Origin of the sequence: Mycolicibacterium aurum (assembly GCF_900637195.1) — a bacterium.
Classification (GTDB): Bacteria; Actinomycetota; Actinomycetes; order Mycobacteriales; family Mycobacteriaceae; genus Mycobacterium; species Mycobacterium aurum.
On record NZ_LR134356.1, the window covers coordinates 5,883,826 to 5,903,700 of the forward strand.

The window sequence follows — 19,875 nt, forward strand, 5'->3', positions numbered from 1 at the left end:
TTTGTCGGTGGCTTGTGGTGTGATGGTGTTATGGCCTTGGCGGCAACATCTTTGGGACCTAAGGAGCGTCTTGAGGTGTTGTTCGAGGAGTTGTCGGAGTTGGCGGGTCAGCGTAACGCGATCGATGGGCGCATCGTCGATATCGTGGCCGAACTCGATGGTGACCGGCTGTGGGGCATGACGGGGGCGAAATCGATTGCCTCGCTGATGGCGTGGAAGCTGGGGGTTTCCCCGCGCAACGCCGAGACCATCGTCGCGGTGGCTGATCGGGCCGAGCAGTTTCCGCGCTGCACCACCGGCCTGCGGCAGGGCTGGTTGTCGCTGGATCAGGTGGGGGTGATCGCTGAGCGCGCCGGTGACGGCTCCGATGACCACTATGTGGGGTTGGCGCGGTATGCGACGGTCACCCAGCTACGCACCGCGGTCACACAAGAACTGCCTCCCGAACCCGACCCCACCCCCGACAACGACGACGAAGAGGACGACGGCGGCACCGACGACGGGCCTGGTCCGGATCCCGGTGCGTCCGGGCCGTCGATCACCAAGATCAGCGAGGCGGGGTTCACGACCTGGCGGATCCGGCTGGCGAATCCCGAGGCTGCCGCGTTCGACGCCGCCTTATCCGCCCACCGTGATGCGTTGATCGCCGAGTGGAAAGACGACCACCGGATCGAGGGCCGCGACGGGGCGCAGGTGCCGCCGTTTCCGAGCATGCTGGGGGCGTTCACCCGGCTGGTCGAGTCCAGTTGGGATGCCGAAGCCACCCGCAGACCGCACGGCCAGCACACCACCGTCGTCGTGCACGTCGATGTGGACACCAAGGTGGGGGCGCTGCATCTGGGTCCGGTGCTCACCGACGAGCAGCGCCGCTACCTGAGCTGCGATGCCACCTGCGAGGTGTGGTTCCAACGCCACGGGCAGGTCATCGGGGCCGGGCGGGCCACCCGCACCATCAACCGGCGGCTACGGCGGGCGTTGGAGCACCGCGACCGCTGTTGTGTGGTCCCCGGCTGCGGCGCCACCCGCGGCCTGCACGCCCACCACCTGATCCACCGGGAAGACGGCGGCGTGACCGAACTCGACAACCTCGTGCTCGTCTGCCCGTTTCATCATCGGGCGCATCACCGCGGGGTCATCACCCTCACCGGCCCGGCGCATACCCTCGTCGTTGCCGACGCCCGAGGTCGTCCACTCAGCGGGGCCTCACTGGCCCGGCCACCCACCACCGCCCCACCTCACGTTCCGCCGTACCGCGGACCGACCGGCGAACGCGCCCAATGGAAGTGGTACCACCCCTACCGCAGACCACCACCGACGAACAACTAGTGTGGCCGGTGCGGCTCCGGTCCCGGCCGGCGAGGCGCAGCGTGACCGTGAACGCCTTCGGCATAGGCGGTTTCGGCGTGCTGAGACAGATCGACGCCGGAGGTTTCGTCCTCGGCGCTGATCCGGAAACCCATCACGCGGTCGATGAGCTTCGCCAGCAGGTAGGACGCGACGAACGCGTATGCGGCCACGACGACGACAGCGAGCGCCTGCTTGCCCAGCTGCGTGAGTCCGCCGCCGTAGAGCAGCCCACGCGGGCCGCCGGTCATCACGTCGGTGGCCAGCAACCCGATCAGCAGCACGCCGACCACGCCGCCCACAAAGTGCACGCCGACGACATCGAGCGAATCGTCATATCCGAGGCGGAATTTGAGGCCGATCGCGAACGAGCACACGACGCCTGCGGCCACGCCGACCACGGCCGCACCCACCGTGCTGACCGTGCCGCAGGCCGGCGTGATCGCCACCAGACCGGCAACGACCCCGGACGCCGCGCCGAACGTCGTCGGCCTGCCGTCGCGCACCTGTTCCACCGTCAGCCAGCCCAGCATGCCCAAGCAACCGGCGACCAACGTGTTGAGGAAGATCGCCGCGGCGGTACCGTCGGCCGCCAAAGCTGAGCCGGCATTGAATCCGAACCACCCGAACCACAGCAGGCCGACCCCGAGAAGGACGAAGGGCAGGTTGTGCGGCCGCATGGCGTCCTGCTTGAACCCGATGCGCGGGCCGAGCACCAGTGCGAGCGCCAGCGCCGAAGCGCCCGAGACGATCTCGACGACCAGCCCGCCCGCGTAGTCCAACACCCCGAGTTCCATCAACCAGCCGCCCGGCGCCCAGACCCAATGCGCCACAACGGCGTACACCACAATCGCCCAGACCGGCACGAACACCACCCACGCGGCGAACTTGGCTCGGTCGGCGATTGCCCCGCTGACCAGCGCCGCGGTGATGATGGCGAAGCTGAGCTGGAAGGTGACGAACAACAGCTCGGGGACTTGCCCGTGCACGGCGTCCGGCCCGATGCCGCTCAGGCCGACGTGCGAGAGGCCACCGATCACTCCTCCCGGACTGTTTCCGGAGAACGCCAGGGTGTAGCCGAACAGCAGCCACGACACCGTGACCAGCGGAATCGCGATGAAGCTCATCATGATCATGTTGAGCACGCCCGTGGTGCGGACCATGCCGCCGTAGAAGATGGCCAGGCCCGGGGTCATCAGCAACACGAGGGCGGTACTGGCCAACAGCCAGGCGGTGGCGGCGGGATCGATCTGGTCCAAAATCCGGCTCCTTCGACGGTCCGGACGAGAATGTAGGGCTCAGGTTTCAGCCGCGCGACGATCGTGTTTCCGGCATGTTTCGGAACTCACCGGCTGAGACGGACCACCGCGCTCCATGGTCTGTCCTGCGGTGGCCGGCGCGGGTCCGGCTGGGGCAGTAGGGCGAGCAGCCGCATGAGTAATGGCAGCCGGCGCAGCCGACGCGCGACGACGACCACGGACTCCACTTCGCCTACGCGCCAGCCACGGTCCTCGAAGTAGCTGACGCCGTCGGGCGGAGCGAACTTGAACGGTGCGTTGCGTAGCAGGCCTCCGCTCTTGTCGTTCATCCACTTCCGCAGGCCGGGGCCTGCCAGGTCCAGCATCCACCAGGTCACCTCGGGACGGACCAGCGCGCGCGACAGCTCATCGACGTCGGCGGGTTCGAGATACATCAACAGCCCTTCGGTGAGGACCAGAGCCTTGGTCGCACCCGCCAGCGCCTCGGAGAGGAATCGGTCTCGGGCGACAGGGTCGGCCAGGTCCACCGGGAATCGCGTCACCCGGCAACGCGGTGTGTCGCCCGCGAGCAGTTGTTCCTTCTCGGCGATCAATCCAGGCAAATCGGCTTCCACCCAGCCGAATTCGGCAGGTAGGTCCAAGCGGTAGGGCCGGGTGTCGAGACCGGCGGCAAGGTTGAGGATCCGGTCGCAGCCGGCACGGACCGACTCGATGATGAGGTCGTCGATCGTCTTGGTGCGCGCCACCATCCACCAGCCGGAACGCATCAGCCGGGGTACTGTCGCGACGATTTCCCGGCCCCGTTCGCCGGCCAACCTGTCGGCATAGGGGTCGGTGAACACGGCGTCCGGCCGCGCCGACTCGACGGCGCGATACACCGCCACCCAGCGGGCGGTGTCGGAGACGTTCGACACGGGTGTCGTCGGTGATCCGTCCTGCCCCTCGGTACCCATGGGCTCCGAGCCTAGTTCTCCCGATAGGCCCCGGCGTCGATATCGTCGATCAAGCGTGGGCCGGTCGGTGTCCAGCCGAGAAGTTCCCGCGTTGCGGCACTGCTCGTCGGTGCATCGAGAGCGAAAAAGCCTCCGATCCAACCGAAATGCTCCGGCACGCGGTCGGCCGGCACAGGGGCGACGGGGAGGTCCAACGCCCGCCCGATCGCCTCGGCGATGGTTCGTGTCGGAATACCCTCTTCGGCAACTGCGTGCAGCCGGGCGCCGGCGGCAGCCTTGGCGAGGCCGAGCACCACCATGCGGGCCGCGTCGGCCACATGCACCGCCGGCCAGCGGTTGTATCCGTCGCCCGGATAGCCTGAAACCCCTGTGTCTCGGGCGATTCGGCACAGCCTGGAGACGAACCCGTGGTCGCCGGCGCCGTGGACAGTCGGGGCGAAGCGCAGGCTCACCGAGTGCACGCCGCGTGTCACGAAGTCCAGGGCCAGGTTCTCGCTGCCGCCCCGCGGAGATTCGGGCCCGTGGAACGGCGAGGGGTCGTCTTCGGTGGCCGCTCTGCCCTCGGCGAGTCCGGCGACGCCCGACGCGATCAGGAAGGGGCGGCCGGTCCCGGCGAGGGTGTCGCCGATCGTCTGCGTCGCGGCCCGCTCCGCGGCATTCGACGCCGCCATGTTCGCCCAGTCGTGCTTGTTCGCCAGATGAATGGTCGCATCGGCGTCCTCCGCCCCGGCGCGAAGCCCTGCCAGGTCGTCAAGATCACCGCGGCGCACACGAATGCCTTTGCGCTCCAGAGATTGTGCGGACGTGTCCGAGCGTGCCAGGCCGGTGACGTCGTGCCCCGAGGCCAGGAGTTCCTCGACCACGGCGGTGCCGATCCAGCCGGATGCCCCGGTGACGAAAACGTGCATGAGGTCTCTCCCCTTAGTGATGTCAGGTACTGACATGACCGTACACCTGAAGTCAGTTGCTGTCATCACTAGACTTCGCGGCATGGTGCGGTGGGCTCCGGGCACTCCCGAGCGGTTGCAGGAGGCCGCGCTCGAGCTGTTCGCTGCCCACGGCTACGAACAGACCACGGCCACCGAAATCGCCGCAGCAGTCGGCCTCACCGAACGCACCTTCTATCGCCACTTCACCGACAAGCGCGAGGTCCTGTTCCACGGTCAACAGGTGCTGGCGGACGCCTTCCTCGCCGGCGTCGACGGTGCGCCGCCGACCGCGTCGCCGATGGAGGTCGGCGTCCAGGCCCTGCGGTCGGCGTCGACGTTCTTTCCCGATGACCGGCGGCCGCATTCGCGCGTCCGCCAGTCCGTCATCGACAAGAACCCAGCACTGCAGGAACGCGAGGAGCACAAGCTTGCGGTCCTCGGGGCCACACTCGCCGACGCGCTGCGCGGCACAGGGGCCGACGGCCACACCGCGGAGGTGGTGGCGCGCACTATCGTCATGGCTTTCGGGATCACATTCGGCCGCTGGATCAGTGCGGGACAGCAGGCGTCGTTCGACGACATCGTCACCGACGTGCTGCGTGGGGTGGCGGAAGCCACCCGCCCGCTCGACCGACTCCTTTAGTCACCCTCGAGGCCGCGCACCGTGGGAGCCGGCGCCCGCAGCGGAAGGCACACGATGAACCGTGTGTCGCCGGGCGTGGACTGCACCGCGACGGTCCCGAGGTGCTTCTCCACGACGATGCGCCGAACCAGATCCAACCCGAGCCCGGCCGCGGAGCCAGGCCTCGTGGTGAAGAAGGCAGTGAAGACCCGGTCGATGATGTCCGGGGCGATACCGGGACCGTCGTCACAGATCTCGACCCTGATCATGGATTCGCCGTCGCGCATGGTCCGTACCGTCAGTGTGCCGCGGCCACCCATCGCCTGCAGTGCGTTGTCGAAGAGCTGCGTCCAGACCTGATTGAGATCACCTGGGTAGCAGAGTAATTCAGGTAGCGAAAGGTCGGTCTCCTTCACCAGGGTGACGGGCGCGCCTTTCCCGGGCATGGCGACGCGGTCACCGAACATCACCCCCGTGCTGCGGAGGAGGTCGTGGACGTCGACGCTCTGATAGACGCCCCTGTCCATCTGCGAATACTGTTTCACTCCGGTCAGCAACGCCGAAATGCGTTCGCACGCGGCCGCGATCTCACCGATGTGCAGTTCGGTGCCGATCGTCTGCTGCAGCCGGTCGACGACGCCCGGCAGCGATCCGGAGGCGCCGATGTCGGCGACCGACGCCGCGACACACTCCAGCCGGTCCACGCCGACGCCTCCGTCGACGAACGTCGCCGGGCTCGCCCTGTCGGCCGGTATGCCGTGCTGCTGCAACCACTCGCCCACGCCTCGGCGTCGGTGGGCGGCCTCGTCGGCCGTCAGGGGCGCGACATATGCCTGTCCGGCAACCGGTCTCAACTGTTGGCTGTACTTCGCCACCTGCGCGGCGACCTCGTCCTCGATGCTGAACAGCACGCGCAGGGCTTCGGGGGTGAACGTCGCCTCGACCTGATCGGGGAGCTTGCAGCGCGCTTCGCCCATCCCCGCGCGCAGACCGTTGATCGAGCGGTCCAGTGCGGCGGCGGCAGTGTGCAGCTGGTCGGTCAGCCCGGCGGTCAGGGCACCGAGTGCGAGAAGCATGTCCCGCCGGCTCAGCGACTCGCGCTGTTGCTGATGATCGTGCAGGTGCCCCGCCCGCAGGTCCAGCGCCAAGGGCAGGTGTGCCCGCAGAAACCGGACAAAGGACCCGGTGCCGATCACGAACACCCGCGACGCCCTCGCCAAGCGAACCGAGGCGTCGTAGTGGTGTTCGTGCACCGCGCTCCGCGCCGCCCACACCCCGAAGAACTCGCCGCGGCGTGAGGTCCGCACGATGTCGACGTCCACCCCTGCGGAGCGCTTCGACGTCACCGCTTCACCGTCGATGAGCACGAAGAACTCCGTCGCCGGTTCGCCCTCCGCGCAGAGCGGGCCCGCCGGAAGGCTCAGCACCCGCCCATCAGCACACAGTGAATCCAGCTGGGCCTCAGTGAGACTCGCGAAGAGTGGGAGCGTGCGCAGCTCCGCTGCCCGGCAGCGCTCCCTCGTCATCGACGGACTCCGTCACCGAGTGGCCAGCCAGTCGCCGAACCTGGTGTCGGCGATGGCGGCACCCTGGCCCGTGACCAGGCTGTCCTGGCCGACGGGGGTTCCGAAGTAGGTGGCCGCAGGATCCACGACAACCGGGGTGTCGTCACCTCGCGCCTCGGTGAGGATGCCGGCCAGTCGGGCGAAGCTGATCTTCTCGGGTCCGCCGATGTCGATGATCCCGTTGGACGGCGCGGCCAGCGCAGCGTCGGCCACCTCGGCGGCCACCTCGGCCGCGGCGATCGGCTGGATTCTGGCGTCGGGGGCATGGATGGTCCCGTCGACGATCAGGGATCCCACGATCATCTCCGCGAATTCGTGGAACTGGGTCGCCCGCACGATTGTGTACGGTATTCCGGAGAAGGCGATCGTGTTCTCCTGCACCACTTTCGCGCGCATGTACCCGCTCTCCGGCAGCTGGTCGGCTCCGACGATCGACAGCGCGACGTAGTGACCCACCCCCGCCGCTTTCGCGGCTGCCACCACGTTGGCCGTTGCGGTGGTGAAGAATTCCATCACGGGCTCGTCGTCGAACGACGGGGAGTTGGTGACGTCGACCACCACCTCCGCGCCGGCCAGCGCTTCCCCCAGCCCGGCCCCGGTCAGGACGTCGGCGCCGGTGCTGCGCGCCGCGCCCACCACGTGGTGTCCGGCGGCACGCAGGATGGTGACGACCTGTGACCCGATCTGACCGGTGGCTCCGATTACGGTGATATTCACTGCCCGAACGCCTTTCGTAGAGTGTGGATGGCCAGCTCGATCGCTGCTGTTGCCGCAGCGGTCTCGCGGACCGGATTGAGCATCATGAAGTCGTGCAGGATGCCGTTGACCCGGACGCTGGTGGTGCGCACGCCCGCGGCCGTGAGATGTCGGGCGTATGCTTCGCCCTCGTCCCTGAGCACATCGTTCTCGTCGACGATGACCAGTGCAGGCGGCAGCCCCCGCAACTCCTCGGGACCGGCCCTGCGCGGCGAGGCGGTGATCTCACCGCGCCGAGCAGCGTCGGGCAGGTAGCAGTCCCAGAACCACGCCATCGCCTTGGCGGTCAGGAACGGCCCGTCGGCGAATTCCCGGTAGCTGTCGGTGTCCTGGCCCGCATCGGTCACCGGGTAGTACATCGACTGATGGATGAAGGTGACGTCGCCGCGCTGCTTGGCCAGGATCGCCACCGCGGCGGTCATGTTGCCCCCGACCGAGTCGCCCGCCACGGCGAGGCGCGAGACGTCCAAGCCCTCGACATCACCGTGGCGGGTCAGCCATTGAGCCGTGGCGTACGCCTGCTCGATGGCCACGGGGTACTGCGCTTCCGGTGCGCGGTCGTACTCGACGAAAGCGATGGCGGCTTCCGCCCCCACCGCCAGCTCCCGCACGAGGCGGTCATGGGTTCCCGCGTTTCCGAGCACCCATCCGCCGCCGTGGATGTACAGCACCACCGGCAAGGGTCCGGTCACCCCCGGCGGGGTGACGATGCGCACGGCCACGTCGCCGTGGTCGCACGGCACGGTGACCCACCGTTCGTCGGCGGCGAGGGTGCCGACGGGCGCGGCCTGCACGTCGTCGAGAACCTTGCGGGCGCCTTCCGGCCCGAGCTCGTAGAGGAACGGCGGCTGCGCCGTCGCGTCGGCGAACTGTTGTGCGGCCGGCTCCAGCACGTGATCTGCCATACGTGCAGCCTGACGCCTGCGGCGAGCTGCGGGACCCCGCAAACCTCGTAGTCTTCGCGCGGACCGTCCCCACGGCACGGCTGCCCCAGGTCAGACCGCCACGGCGGCTCCGCAGATGCCGCACATCTCGAACTGCCTGCGCTTCCAGCGCGCCACGGGAACGAAGAACAGCGTGAACTGCTTGAACTCCCGCATCCGGGTCCACTGGGTGGTGTTGTGGCAGCGCGGGCAGGTCCTGGTCTCCCCCGAACCGAGAGGTTTCTGCTTGGTGCCGTAGCCGAAGAGGAAGAACAACATCGCACCAGCCTAGGCGTCGGCCTTCGACGACGTGAGAATCCTTGGCGCCCACCAATTCCAGCGTCCGAGCAGATGCATGTACGCCGGCAGCAGCACCATCCGCACCAGCGTCGCGTCGACCAGCACCGCCAGCACGAGACCGACGCCGAACATCCGCATGAACGACACCTGGGCCGCGATCAGGCCCGCGAACGAGATCGACATGATCAACGCCGCGGCAGTCACGATCCGTCCGGTGTACGCCACACCGAGAAGCACACTCTGGTCCTGGTCCGCGGCGGTTCGTTCGCTGCGCAACCAGAACTCCCGGATCCGGGCCAACAGGAACACCTCGTAGTCCATGGACAGACCGAAGGCGATGCAGAACAGCAGCACGGGAATGTTGATCACCAGGGTGCCCGTTGGCGTGGTACCCAGCGCACCGAGGTGGCCCTCCTGAAAGATCCAGACCAGCGCGCCGAAGGCGGCCGTCAACGACAACATATTGAGCACAAGGGCTTTCAGCGGCAGGACCACGCTGCGCGTGAGGGCGAACAGCACGACGAAGATGACCGCGACGATGACGGCGAGGACCAGAGGCAGCCGCGACGCGACGGCATCCACGCTGTCCCGGTTGATGGCGGTCCCACCCGTCATCTCCACCGCGCGCCCACCGGGGCCCGGTAGCGCCCTCAGCTCATCCAGTTGCTTCTCGGCGCCCGGTGTGAACAGTTCGGTGTCGCCGACGACGGTGAGGTAGCCGCTGCCGTCGGCCACCGCGGCGCCTCCCGCCGACGGCCCGGTCAGCTGCCCGTCGACGTAGGTCCCCGGAGGCGCGAAGACCGCGACGACCCCGTCCAGCCGCGACGCCGCGGCGGCGTACTCGGCCCAGTCGCCGGACGACAGGCCGCGGGCATCGGGTACCGCCACGATGTGCTGCGTGCCCGCCTGACCAGGGAACTGCGCACGCAGCCGGTCACCGACCTGATGGGCCGAAGCCGACTGCGGCAGCACGCGGTCGTCCGGGAATCCCCATTTCGCGTGCAGAAAGGGCACGCCCACGAGGATCAGCAGCGCAGTGCCTGCCACTGCGAGGGGCACCGCGTGCCGGATGACGAACGCGGTACTGCGGTACCACGGGTTGTGCTGTATCGGCTGTTGGTGCCCGCCCCGCCGGTGGCGTCCCCGGCGGATGTCGAGCCGAGGGCCGAGCAGCACGATCAGCGCGGGAGTGAGCACCAGCGACGCCGCCGCACACAACACCACCGTCGCCACCCCGGCATAGGCGAACGACCGCAGGAACGGCACGGGAAACAGCAGCATCGTGGCCATCGACAACGTGACGACGAGGCCGGAGAACGCCATGGTCCGCCCCGCAGTCGCCATCGTGGTGCGCAGGGCGACGGTGCGTTCGGCGCCGCCGGCGACCTCGTCGCGGAACCGGCTGAGGATCAGCAGCGTGTAATCGATCGCGAGCGCCAGTCCGAGTGCCGTGGTGAGGTTGAGGGCGAAGATCGACACCTCGGTCCACAGCGCGATGGCACGCAGGACCGCGATGGACGCCACGATGGACGCCGCCGCGACGACGATCGGCAGTACCGCGGCTGCGAGACCACCGAACACCCACACCAGGACCAGCAGACTCAGCGGAATCGCGATCGACTCCATGATCAGCACGTCGCGCAGTGTCTGCTGCGTGATCTGCCGATAGACCATCGCCGCGCCCCCGGCGTCGACCACGACTTCGGGGAATCCGGCGGTGTCGGCTGCGATGGCATCGACGAGTTGGCCGGCGTACCCGGGTGCCTCGCTGTCGCCGCCGCGGAGGTCGGCGACGATCAACAGGGAGGTGCCGTCGGCGCTGTAGAGCGCGGACGCCCGCTGCGGCGGCGAGGTCCACGGCGACTCCACGCCGAGTACATCGGAGCTCTGCTGCAGCCTCTCGGTGATCCGCCGCCCGACGGTTTGCGCCCCGTCGGCCTGGACCCCGTTTGGATCGGTGACCACCAGCGCCAGCTGGACATCCCCCCTGCCGAACACGTCGGCCAGCAGTGCCGTCGTGCGCGCCGACTCGGAGTTCGGGTCCTGGAAACCACCGGGCGTCAGCACGCTCGCCACCGGGGCGCCGAACACCGCGGCACCGATGGCAATCAGGGCCACGAAGATCACGATGCGCTTCGGAGCCGTGAGTGCGCAGCGCGTGAGGAGTGTCAGCACATGAGCGTCCGGGCTACGTTCACGTTCACCGCATCTGCGCCTCGACCAGATCGGCGCCGCGGCCGACACCACCGGTGGCGGCGAAACCGTCGGCGATCGTCGCGGCACCGGCGGACATCTCCATCGCCGACCTGACGGCCGACCGCAATCTCGGCGCAGTGAGCCTGCGGGCGGGCAGCCGGGTGCCGCACCCGGCGACCTCGACCCGGCGGGCCACCTCGAACTGGTCGCGGCCGAAAGGCACGGCGCACACGGGGATACCTCGGTTCAGCGCCTTCTGCGTGACTCCCATGCCGCCGTGGGTGACCACACACACCGCCCGGTCGAGAATCAGCGAATGCGGGACGAAATCTGCCATCGTGACGCCGTCACGGGTGGACGAGCTGCCGCCGGCGCCGTTCGGATCGGTCGCCACGACGTGGACGGGCTCGTCCTTGAGCGCGTCCACGGCAGCGTTCACCAGCGTCTGGTCGGCCTGACGCACCGACGACGTCGTGACCAGCACGACGGGTCGGTCGATCTCCTCGAGCCACGCGGGCGGTTCGGCCGGCGGGTCGAAGACTGCGGGTCCGATCAGGTCCACCGATGAGCCCCAGTCGGTGTGGACGTATTCGAACGGCTTGCCCGACGCCACCAGGACCCGGGGCGCGCGCCGCAACAGCTGCTCCGCCGAGTGGACCGCCGGCAGGCCGAGCGAGGCGCGAACCGGCCGCATCCCAGCGCTGAACGGCCGGTCGAAGACGGCGCGGGTGACCATGCCGATGCCCCAGTCGCGGACCCCGCCGACGACACCGCGCAACGGTGCCGCCCCGGCCCCGAACGGCGGCGACCCGGGCGAGCGGAGGTACGGGGTGAACGGGGAGAACACCAGCCACGGCCGTGAATGTGCCTCGGCCGCCGAGATCGCACCCCAGCAGTTCGTGTCCACCACGGTCACGTCGGGATCCACCTGATCCACCGCGCCGAGGAAGTCGTCGACCTCCCACACGGCTCGCCGGCTCAGCACCCCGACGGTGTCCCGCGCGGACTGCAGCACGCACCCGTGCGACTCCGCGCTCTGGAGTTGCTCGAGGCGCGGGTCGACAGCCTCGGCCACGAAACCCAGCCGGCGGCACAGGTCGACACCCGAGGCCAGCGTGCGGACGTGCACCACGTGGCCGCGGGAGGCCAGTTCCGTCAGCAGCGCGCAGAACGGGAAGAGGTGGCCGATGGCCGGCGAGGTGTACGCCAGCACTACCGCCATCGGACCTCCCGACGCATAGCGCGGCACGCCTGCGGCCTGGTCGCTGCCCCACATTTCGACGGCACACGATCGATTCGGAGCGGCCGACAGATCGGATTGGTCGGGTCCGTCAATTTCCGTTTCGGTCGACGTCGGTGACGGCCCGGACAAAGGACGCCAACCCTGGCGCGGCCCGGTTCAAGGGCCACATGGCGACCCCGGTCACCAGATTCGCGACGCTCCGCGCCACCGACGGGGGGACATGGTCGGGATCCATCAGATCGTTCTCGGCCAGGGGGCTCACGTCGGCCTCGACCATGAACCGGGTGAACTTGCGCAGAGAGCGACCCGTGCCGCGGTGCGCCTCGACCGCCTGCAGGAACGACCCGTGGGTCTCGACCGCCTCGGCGAAAACCTCGGGCGATACCCCGAGGTGCTCGGCGACCAAGCCGTTGCGCGTGTCGCGGATGTGGCGGCGCACGTCGTCGCGCCCGTCGGCCGGGGCTTCCAGCGCCACGTCGCACTCGCTGTCGAAGCCCAGCGACCGGTTGTTGAGATTCGACGAGCCGATGCGCAGCAACCGGTCGTCGACCACCAGCACCTTGGAATGCACGTAGACCGACGTGCCGCCCTTGACCGCCGGCCAGTAGACCCCCAACCGGCCGTGCCGATCGGCCGCCCACAGCAGTCGAAGAAGGCGTTCGCGGGCGCTGTCCATGGACGTCTGCTCCAGGCGACTCTCGGAGCTGCGCGGCAGCACGATCACGACCTCCGGCCCGTCGGGCTCGCCGAGCCGCGCCGCCAGCGCCTCCGCCAGGCTTCGCGCGGCCAGGTACTGGTTCTCCAGGTAGATGACGTGGCGGGCCGCGGCGATCGCCGCCAGGTTCAGCGCCTCCACCTCCCGCACCTCGGGACGCCGCGGCAGTCTCGGCGACGTGCGGGCCACCCCGATCTCGATATCCCGCAACGCCGGCGCGAGTCGGTGCGGCCACACCGACTCACCGGGTGCCAGCGCGGGCAGGACCTGACCCGTCGCGGCGCGCCACCGGTCACACGCCTGCGCCGCGAGGATGCGGGCAGCGGCGCCGTCCACCACGGCGGCCACCTCGTGGCGCGGGCCGTACGGCTCTCCCGCCGTCTCGCGACGCGGATCGTCGGGGGTGTGCGCGCGGGTGTCCCAGCGACCGACCGTGAGGTCGATCCCGCCGCAGAACGCCACCGCGTCGTCGATCACCACGATCTTCTGGTGATGCACCGCACCGGTGGGGTGCACGCCGTCTACCGCGAAATGCATTCTGCGCGAGGTGATTCGGTTGAGAAGCGTGACCGGGGTGGCCCCGAACCACAGCCCGTCGAAAGCCGGGAGCAGGCGCAGGTTGGACTTCAGTAGATACACCCGCAGATCGCGGCAGTCCCACAGCAGCCAATGCATGAAGTTACCGAGCTGATTGGGGCCCGCCATCGTGGCGCCGCCCGGCTCGAATGTGGTGCGGTGGTCCAGATCCCAACCGATCAGCATGATCCGTCGCTTGGCTCGCAGCATCGCCGCCTTGACCAGTGCCAGGTAGTCGGCTCCGTCGACGACCGGTGCGTACCTGTCCGCACGCCCCACCTGCCAGCAGGTCTGCCCAGGTACCAGCAGGCGCTCGGCCGGCTCCCGGCGCTGCTCACGATCTTCGTTCACAGGTCGACCACGACGGCCTCGGCGGGTTGCGCACAGCAGATCAGGATGTTTCCCACCGCGGGAGCCTCCAGGGGTTCCGGGTCGTAACGGACGCTGCCCGACAGCACGGCGGTCTCGCAGTTGTGACACACCCCGGTTCGGCACGACCATCGGGTCGGTACGTCACATGTCTCCGCGAACTCGAGCAGGCTGTTGCTCGGCGGACCCCACGGCGCGGAGATGCCGCTGCGGGCGAACTGGACGTCGGGGCCCGGCCCCGGCGGTCCGGCGGGCAGATGTGGCGGGACCGAGGCAGCCGCGATCCCCGGTGTGAGTGCCGCTGCCGCACCGAAGATCTCGGTGTGAACCCGGGACGGGTCAAGGCCGTAGTCGACGAGCGCGGCACCGAGTTCGGTCATCAGCGCAGTGGGCCCGCAGAGATAGGCGTCGGCATCCCGGGGCGCCCCGAGCGCACGGATGGCCTCGATGGACAGCCGGCCGGCATCCGTGAAGTCGACCCCCGGTCGATCATCCGGGTTCGGGCGGCTGTAGAAGATGTGGGATCTGCTGTGCGACAGCCGGTCCAGCAATTCGACACTCTCTGCGCGGAAGGGATGCTCGGAGCCGTTGCGGGCGCCGTGCAGCCACCAGATCTGGCGTCGAGAGCCCGCGTCGGCGAGGACATGCAGCATCGCGAGCACGGGCGTGATGCCCACGCCAGCCGACAGCAGGATGACCGGGTTTTCGCGATCGGTGAGGAAGAACGATCCACGGGGTGCTGCGACATCGATCCGATCGCCGGGCTCCACCTGCGAATGGAGGAAACTGCTTGCCAGTCCGTGGTTCTCACGTTTCACGCTGATGCGGAAGACAGCCGAGCCAGGCGCGTTGGACAACGAGTAGTTGCGGATCAGGGGACGATCGCCGTCGCCGGGCAGACGCACTGTGATCGACTGACCGGGAAGCCATTCCGGAAGCGTCGCCCCGTCGGGATCGGCCAGGGAGATCGAGCGCACCGTGCTGCTCTCCTCGGCGACGGCCGTGACGTCCATCGGGCGAAACCCCGCCCACCCCGGCGGCGGGCCGCCCGCCGCCGTCAGCCCGGCGTTGCCGGTCGCCGGTGAATCGCCGTCGGCCTGTGCGGCCAGGTTCTGCAGGGACGTCTTCCAGCCTGGGCTCAACGCCGGAATGCGAAGGGCCCGTTCGAGAACGTCGCGCGGGTGGCCCGGGAGGTAGAGCAACGCGTCGATCTCGGCGACCGTCACCGCCTCCGGTCCGCTCGCGATCTTCACGATCTCCTGACCGGCCTCGATCTCACCTTCGGTGAGCACCCGGCAGTAGAACCCGGGGCGCCGATGGGCAACCAGGAGAGCGGCCATCTCGGGCACTCCGATGCGCATGCCGGCGCGGTAGCACGTCACCCGTGGCTGGGTGACCTCGAAGACCGCCGCCCCGATGCGGTAGCGATCCCCGATGCACACCTCGTCGTCGGGAAGGCCGTCGACCGTCAAATTCTCCCCGAGCATCCCGGGCACCAGATCGTCGCGGCCGAACTCCTCGGCCCAGTGGCGGTAGGACTCGAGCTGGTAGACGAGCACAGCACGGTTCTCACCGCCGTGGCCGCCGAGGTCGCCCTGCCCGTCGCCGTCGACGTTGAGCTGCCGCACCATTCGGCTGCCGGCCACGGGCGACTTCCACGCTCCGGTGAAAACGGTACGGCCGCGCCAATTCACGTCCGTCGGGAGACCGACGTTCACCGAGATCAGCTTGGCCACTGCCGCCTCCTTCGCCGCATCCAGGCTACAGCTCGGTGACACGGCCGTTGTCGACAAGCCAGGACGAATCCAGTCGCACGTTCTGCAGCATGCGGCGGTCGTGCGTCACCAACAACAGCGCGCCGTCATAGGTGTCGAGCGCCTGTTCGAGCTGCTCGATAGCGGGCAGATCGAGGTGGTTCGTCGGCTCGTCGAGCACCAGCACGTTCGTACCGCAGGCCTGCAGCAGCGCGAGTCCCGCGCGCGTGCGCTCACCGGGGGACAGCTCACCGACCGGCCGCTCCACGTGGTCGGCGCGCAGCCCGAATTTCGCAAGCAGCGTGCGCACGTCGGCGGTCGACCAGGTCGGCACCCGCTGCTCGAAACGATCGACCAGCCGTCCGGTTCCGGTGAAATCGGCACGCGCCTGGTCTATCTCGCCGATCGCCACGTTCGCCCCCAGGCTCGCGCGGCCCTCGTCGGGCTGTAGCCGACCGAGCAGCAACCGCAGCAGCGTCGACTTGCCCGCACCGTTGGGTCCGGTGATACCGATGCGCTCGCCGGCGTCGACTTGCAGAGCCAGCGGGCCGAGGACGAAGTCGCCGTGGCGCACAACGGCATTGTCCAGTGTCGCCACCACCGAACTCGAACGCGGTGCGGCGCCGATGCTGAATTCGAGCGTCCATTCCTTGCGGGGTTCGGCGACTTCCTCCAGCCGGGCGATCCGGCTCTCCATCTGGCGGACCTTCTGCGCCTGCTTCTCACTGGACTCGGTGGCCGCGCGGCGGCGGTTCTTGTCGTTGTCGGGCGCTTTGCGCATGGCGTTGCGGACGCCCTGACTCGACCACTCGCGCTGGATACGTGCGCGCGCCACGAGGTCGGCCTTGCGCTCGGCGAAATCGTCGTACTGGGCCCGCCGGTGCCGGCGGGCGACCTCACGTTCGTCCAGATAGCTTTCGTATCCGCCACCGAAGACCGTGGTGGTGTTCTGCGCCAGATCCAGCTCCAGGACACGGGTCACGGTGCGCGCCAAGAACTCTCGATCATGGCTCACAAGCACCACGCCGCCGCGGAGTTCGCCGACGAAGTCCTCGAGCCGCGTCAGGCCCTCCAGGTCGAGATCGTTGGTCGGTTCGTCGAGCAGGACGATGTCGAATCGCGACACCAGCAGCGCCGCCAGCCCCACCCGTGCCGCCTGCCCTCCCGACAGTGCGGACATCGGGGTCGAGTCCGGCCGTATCGTTACGGAGTCGAGCCCGAGGTCCGCCAGCACGGCCGGCAACCGTTCGTCGAGGTCCGCCGCGCCGGTGACCAGCCAGTGCTCCAGCGCCGCGGCGTAGGCGTCGGACGGATCCACTCCCGCTGGACTGCGGCCCGGATCTGCCAGGGCCGCGGCCGCGTCCTCCATGACCCGCGTCGCGTCGGTGCATCCCGCCCGGCGCGCGACGTAGCCGGCGACCGTCTCGCCGGGCACCCGTTCGTGTTCCTGCGGCAGCCACCCGACGAATGCGTCGGCCGGTGCGAGGTGCACCGACCCGGCGAGCGGCTCGAGGTCCGAGGCCAGGATGCGCAGAAGCGTGCTCTTGCCCGCGCCGTTCGCGCCGACGACTCCGATGACGTCGCCCGGCGCCACAGTCAGGTCGAGCCCCTCGAACAGGGTGCGATGGGCGAACCCGCCGGCCACGTTCTTCGCGACGAGCGTTGCGGTCATGGCTCTATCGTCGCATCACCACTGAGTAGCCCGAGGTCGGCCGCGGGCGCCTACCAGCCGGCGTTGCGCGCCAGATCGATGGCGTACTGCGCGACGAACGTGCCGGCACTCGGCGCGCCGCGGCACGATCCGTCGGACTCCCCGGGTCGCTTGACCCACAGGAAGGCGTCGACCATCGGGTTACCGGTGTCGGTGGTGGGACGGGCGCCCAGCGCACGACCGCTCGGGTTGCACCAGTACAGGTCGTCGCCCTCGACCGGACCTGCGCCGTTGCGCGACGTGTCGATGACGAAGGGCTTGCCGCCCGTCATCCCCGAGATGATGCCGCCGTAGCCGACGTTCTCCTCGGTGGTGAAGAAGTTCGCGGTGTTCAGGCTGAAGCCGCGCGCCTTGTCGATGCCGACCTGGTTCAACCTGCCCGCCATGACGTCGGCGGCCACCCAGCGCGGGTGCCCGGCGTCGACGTACACGGCTGTCCCGGGGTTGCGGGTCAGCGTCTCGACCCCGTAGCGGATCAGGTCGAGGCGCTCCTGCTGCTGTCCCGGCGACAGGCAGTCGATCATGGCGAGGGCGTCGGGTTCGAGGATGACCGTGGCGGGCCCACCACCGATGGCGGCGGCGACACCGTCGATCCATGCCCGGTAGGACCCCGCCGACCCGAACCCGCCCGCGGCGTAGCTTCCGCAGTCACGATTGGGGACCCCGTAGAGCGCCAGGATCGGCATGGTGCCTGCGGCCTGCGCGGTCGCGATGTACTTCGCGTCCACCGACGGCGTGGACAGGTGATCCATCCAGTACGCGGTCGGTGTGTTCACGACGGCGGCCAGCAGGGGATCAGGATTGCCCGCCAGCGCACGCGTGCCCTTGGAGTTCGGATTGACGTAGAACGGTCGGCCGATCAGGGGATTCGCGTCGCTGGCCAGCCGCACCGCCGGGGCGGGGCCGGTCTGCACCGGGGCGGCAGCGAGGCCCACACCGGCAACGACCGCGAAGGCCAGGAAAGGGGAGATCCACCGTGCGACTGCGTGAGCAGCTGAGGACATCACCCCTGAAAAGTAGTGCGGGTGCGCAACGAGCGCCAAATCAGCGGCGGCCCGGCCAACTGCCCCGGGCCGCCGCGTCGACTCGTTCGGTCACGCAGAACTTTTGTCGTAGGCCACCGGCGGAGGCGCGTCCTCCGTGCCGGGCGTGACAGTGCCGTTCAGGGGGCAGCGGGAGGTCTCAGGAACCTTGATGAGGGCGATGGCGCCGAGCACGCAGGCCCCCATCATGTAGTACGCCGGCACCAGGCCGTCGCCGGTGCTGGTGACCAGCCACTCGTTCACCGCTGGGGCGGTGCCGCCGAAGATCGACGTCGACACGTTGTAGGCGATCGCGAAACCGGCGTAGCGCACCTGCGTCGGGAACATGGCAGGGAAGGTCGCGGAGATGGTGGCCAGCTGCGGGACGTACAACAGGCCGAGGACGGCGAACCCGATGACCGCCCCGGCGAGGTTGGTGCCGATCAGCAGGAACATCGGCACGGCGGCCACGAAAAGGCCGGCGAGCGAGAACCACCACAGCGGTTTGCGTCCCACCCGGTCGGACAGCAGCCCGGCCAGCGGCAGGAACACCATCATCGACAGCATGCCGATGATGGGCACCATCAGCGACTGGTCGGCCGACAGCCCGATCTCGTTCTCCAGGTAGGTCGGCATGTAGCTGAGCAGCGTGTAGTTGACCACGTTCAGGGCGACGACCATTCCGCCCAGCTGCACGATGGGCCGCCAGTACTTGACCAGCAGGTCACGGAACTGGGTCGACGTCTCCTGCGTGGTTTCGCCCTTGTTCTCCAGCTCACGGAACACCGGGGACTCTTCCAGCCTCGATCGCAGATACACACCGATCAGACCGAGGGGCGCGGCCACAAGGAAGGGCAGTCGCCAACCCCACGCCTGCATGTCTTCCTCACCGAGGGCCAGCGAGAAGCCGAGCATCAGCAGGGCGCCGCAGGAGAAGCCCGCCAGCGTGCCGAATTCGAGAAAGCTCCCGAGGAAGCCGCGCCTGCGATTGGGGGCGTACTCGGCCATGAAGGTCGCCGCGCCGCCGTACTCGCCGCCGGTCGAGAAGCCCTGGATCATCCGCAACAGCACCAGCAGGAAGGGCGCCCACAGCCCGATCGCGGCATAGGTAGGAAGCAGTCCGACGCAGAACGTGGCGCCGGCCATCAGCAGAATGGTGATGGCCAATACCTGTTTCCGGCCGAGGCGGTCGCCCAGCGGTCCCCAGACGAACCCGCCGAGCGGCCTGACCAGGAAGGAGACGGCGAACGTCATCAACGCCAGCAGCGTCGCCTCCGCGGCATCCCCCGGGAAGAGCGCGGCGGAGATGTAGGTGACGCCGTACGCGTAGATGCCGTAGTCGAACCACTCCGTCGCATTGCCGATCGCCGACGCCGCGATGGCCTTCTTCACGGTGCCCGGTGGCGGCTCACGCCCGGCTGTCGGCTGGTTGGTATTGCTGGAGTCCAATGGCTTCCCCTCATAGTGAATCGACCGCGAGATCACCAAACAAGGCTGCCGCCGCGTCGATTCTGATGACAGAAACAGATGCCGCTGCGGAGGCGAACCGGGCACAGAGCGTGAAAGCGTGCCGGCGAAGTCGTTCGGGTGCACCCCGCGACGGGAACTGGGCGTGGGCGCATGAGCCGCAAACGCCGG

The 19,875-nt window shown here is 68.8% G+C and carries 16 protein-coding genes; 2 read left to right on the forward strand and 14 right to left on the reverse strand.

Going from position 1 to position 19,875, the window contains the following annotated elements; translation table 11 throughout:
• The first annotated feature begins 30 nt into the window (after positions 1-30).
• On the forward strand, positions 31-1,326 hold the full coding sequence (locus tag EL337_RS27970; RefSeq protein ID WP_126316712.1) for an HNH endonuclease signature motif containing protein: 1,296 nt from the start codon (positions 31-33) through the stop codon (positions 1,324-1,326).
• Here EL337_RS27970 and EL337_RS27975 read toward each other — a convergent pair.
• The 3 genes from EL337_RS27975 to EL337_RS27985 form a co-directional block, all read right to left on the reverse strand.
• Positions 1,323-2,603, reverse strand: coding sequence for an ammonium transporter (locus EL337_RS27975; RefSeq protein WP_126316714.1), 1,281 nt, complete (start codon positions 2,601-2,603; stop codon positions 1,323-1,325). The two genes, EL337_RS27970 and EL337_RS27975, sit on opposite strands and share 4 nt — an antisense overlap.
• Positions 2,604-2,689: 86 nt before the next feature.
• A complete protein-coding gene (locus tag EL337_RS27980; protein WP_048631420.1) occupies positions 2,690-3,556 on the reverse strand; it encodes a class I SAM-dependent methyltransferase in 867 nt (288 codons plus the stop codon).
• Positions 3,557-3,567: 11 nt separating this feature from the next.
• Positions 3,568-4,464 carry an SDR family oxidoreductase gene (locus tag EL337_RS27985; protein ID WP_048631421.1) on the reverse strand — a complete coding sequence of 299 codons (897 nt, stop codon included), beginning with the start codon at positions 4,462-4,464 and terminating at the stop codon, positions 3,568-3,570.
• 82 nt (positions 4,465-4,546) lie between these two features.
• Here EL337_RS27985 and EL337_RS27990 point away from each other — a divergent pair, with 82 nt between their 5' ends.
• Positions 4,547-5,128, forward strand: coding sequence for a TetR/AcrR family transcriptional regulator (locus EL337_RS27990; RefSeq protein WP_048631422.1), 582 nt, complete (start codon positions 4,547-4,549; stop codon positions 5,126-5,128).
• On the opposite strand, the gene EL337_RS27995 is transcribed toward EL337_RS27990, so the two are convergent.
• The 11 genes from EL337_RS27995 to EL337_RS28045 form a co-directional block, all read right to left on the reverse strand.
• Positions 5,125-6,633, reverse strand: coding sequence for an ATP-binding protein (locus EL337_RS27995; protein ID WP_048631423.1), 1,509 nt, complete (start codon positions 6,631-6,633; stop codon positions 5,125-5,127). The two genes, EL337_RS27990 and EL337_RS27995, sit on opposite strands and share 4 nt — an antisense overlap.
• Before the next feature lie 12 nt (positions 6,634-6,645).
• Entirely contained in the window at positions 6,646-7,389 is a 744-nt protein-coding gene (locus tag EL337_RS28000; RefSeq protein ID WP_048631424.1) for an SDR family oxidoreductase, read from the reverse strand.
• On the reverse strand, positions 7,386-8,333 hold the full coding sequence (locus EL337_RS28005; RefSeq protein ID WP_048631425.1) for an alpha/beta hydrolase: 948 nt from the start codon (positions 8,331-8,333) through the stop codon (positions 7,386-7,388). Before EL337_RS28005 ends, EL337_RS28000 begins: the two co-directional genes overlap by 4 nt.
• 90 nt (positions 8,334-8,423) lie before the next feature.
• Positions 8,424-8,630, reverse strand: a complete 207-nt coding sequence (locus EL337_RS28010) for a zinc-ribbon domain-containing protein (RefSeq protein WP_048631426.1) — start codon at positions 8,628-8,630, stop codon at positions 8,424-8,426.
• Between the two features lie 9 nt (positions 8,631-8,639).
• Complete coding sequence (locus EL337_RS28015; protein WP_232786750.1) at positions 8,640-10,769, reverse strand: MMPL family transporter; 2,130 nt, start codon at positions 10,767-10,769, stop codon at positions 8,640-8,642.
• Between the two features lie 82 nt (positions 10,770-10,851).
• Positions 10,852-12,069 carry a glycosyltransferase gene (locus EL337_RS28020; RefSeq protein ID WP_048631573.1) on the reverse strand — a complete coding sequence of 406 codons (1,218 nt, stop codon included), beginning with the start codon at positions 12,067-12,069 and terminating at the stop codon, positions 10,852-10,854.
• Positions 12,070-12,178: 109 nt separating this feature from the next.
• Positions 12,179-13,732 (reverse strand): phospholipase D-like domain-containing protein, encoded by a 1,554-nt coding sequence (locus tag EL337_RS28025; RefSeq protein WP_048631427.1) that lies wholly within the window; start codon positions 13,730-13,732, stop codon positions 12,179-12,181.
• Positions 13,729-15,486 (reverse strand): MOSC and FAD-binding oxidoreductase domain-containing protein, encoded by a 1,758-nt coding sequence (locus EL337_RS28030; RefSeq protein WP_048631574.1) that lies wholly within the window; start codon positions 15,484-15,486, stop codon positions 13,729-13,731. Before EL337_RS28030 ends, EL337_RS28025 begins: the two co-directional genes overlap by 4 nt.
• A gap of 25 nt (positions 15,487-15,511) precedes the next feature.
• Complete coding sequence (locus tag EL337_RS28035) at positions 15,512-17,176, reverse strand: ABC-F family ATP-binding cassette domain-containing protein (RefSeq protein ID WP_048631428.1); 1,665 nt, start codon at positions 17,174-17,176, stop codon at positions 15,512-15,514.
• A gap of 50 nt (positions 17,177-17,226) precedes the next feature.
• Positions 17,227-18,219 carry a glycoside hydrolase family 6 protein gene (locus EL337_RS28040; protein WP_048631429.1) on the reverse strand — a complete coding sequence of 331 codons (993 nt, stop codon included), beginning with the start codon at positions 18,217-18,219 and terminating at the stop codon, positions 17,227-17,229.
• Between the two features lie 90 nt (positions 18,220-18,309).
• Positions 18,310-19,686 carry an MFS transporter gene (locus tag EL337_RS28045; RefSeq protein ID WP_048631575.1) on the reverse strand — a complete coding sequence of 459 codons (1,377 nt, stop codon included), beginning with the start codon at positions 19,684-19,686 and terminating at the stop codon, positions 18,310-18,312.
• Between the last annotated feature and the right edge of the window lie 189 nt (positions 19,687-19,875).

Excerpts from the sequence above, each read along its gene's own strand:
- EL337_RS27990 (WP_048631422.1), top strand. The coding sequence starts at position 4,547 with ATGGTGCGGTGGGCTCCGGGCACTCCCGAGCGGTTGCAGGAGGCCGCG.
- EL337_RS27980 (WP_048631420.1), bottom strand. The coding sequence starts at position 3,556 with ATGGGTACCGAGGGGCAGGACGGATCACCGACGACACCCGTGTCGAAC.
- EL337_RS27985 (WP_048631421.1), bottom strand. The coding sequence starts at position 4,464 with ATGCACGTTTTCGTCACCGGGGCATCCGGCTGGATCGGCACCGCCGTG.
- EL337_RS28020 (WP_048631573.1), bottom strand. The coding sequence starts at position 12,069 with ATGGCGGTAGTGCTGGCGTACACCTCGCCGGCCATCGGCCACCTCTTC.
- EL337_RS28035 (WP_048631428.1), bottom strand. The coding sequence starts at position 17,176 with ATGACCGCAACGCTCGTCGCGAAGAACGTGGCCGGCGGGTTCGCCCAT.
- EL337_RS28040 (WP_048631429.1), bottom strand. The coding sequence starts at position 18,219 with ATGTCCTCAGCTGCTCACGCAGTCGCACGGTGGATCTCCCCTTTCCTG.
- EL337_RS28005 (WP_048631425.1), bottom strand. The coding sequence starts at position 8,333 with ATGGCAGATCACGTGCTGGAGCCGGCCGCACAACAGTTCGCCGACGCG.
- EL337_RS27995 (WP_048631423.1), bottom strand. The coding sequence starts at position 6,633 with ATGACGAGGGAGCGCTGCCGGGCAGCGGAGCTGCGCACGCTCCCACTC.
- EL337_RS27970 (WP_126316712.1), top strand. The coding sequence starts at position 31 with ATGGCCTTGGCGGCAACATCTTTGGGACCTAAGGAGCGTCTTGAGGTG.
- EL337_RS28010 (WP_048631426.1), bottom strand. The coding sequence starts at position 8,630 with ATGTTGTTCTTCCTCTTCGGCTACGGCACCAAGCAGAAACCTCTCGGT.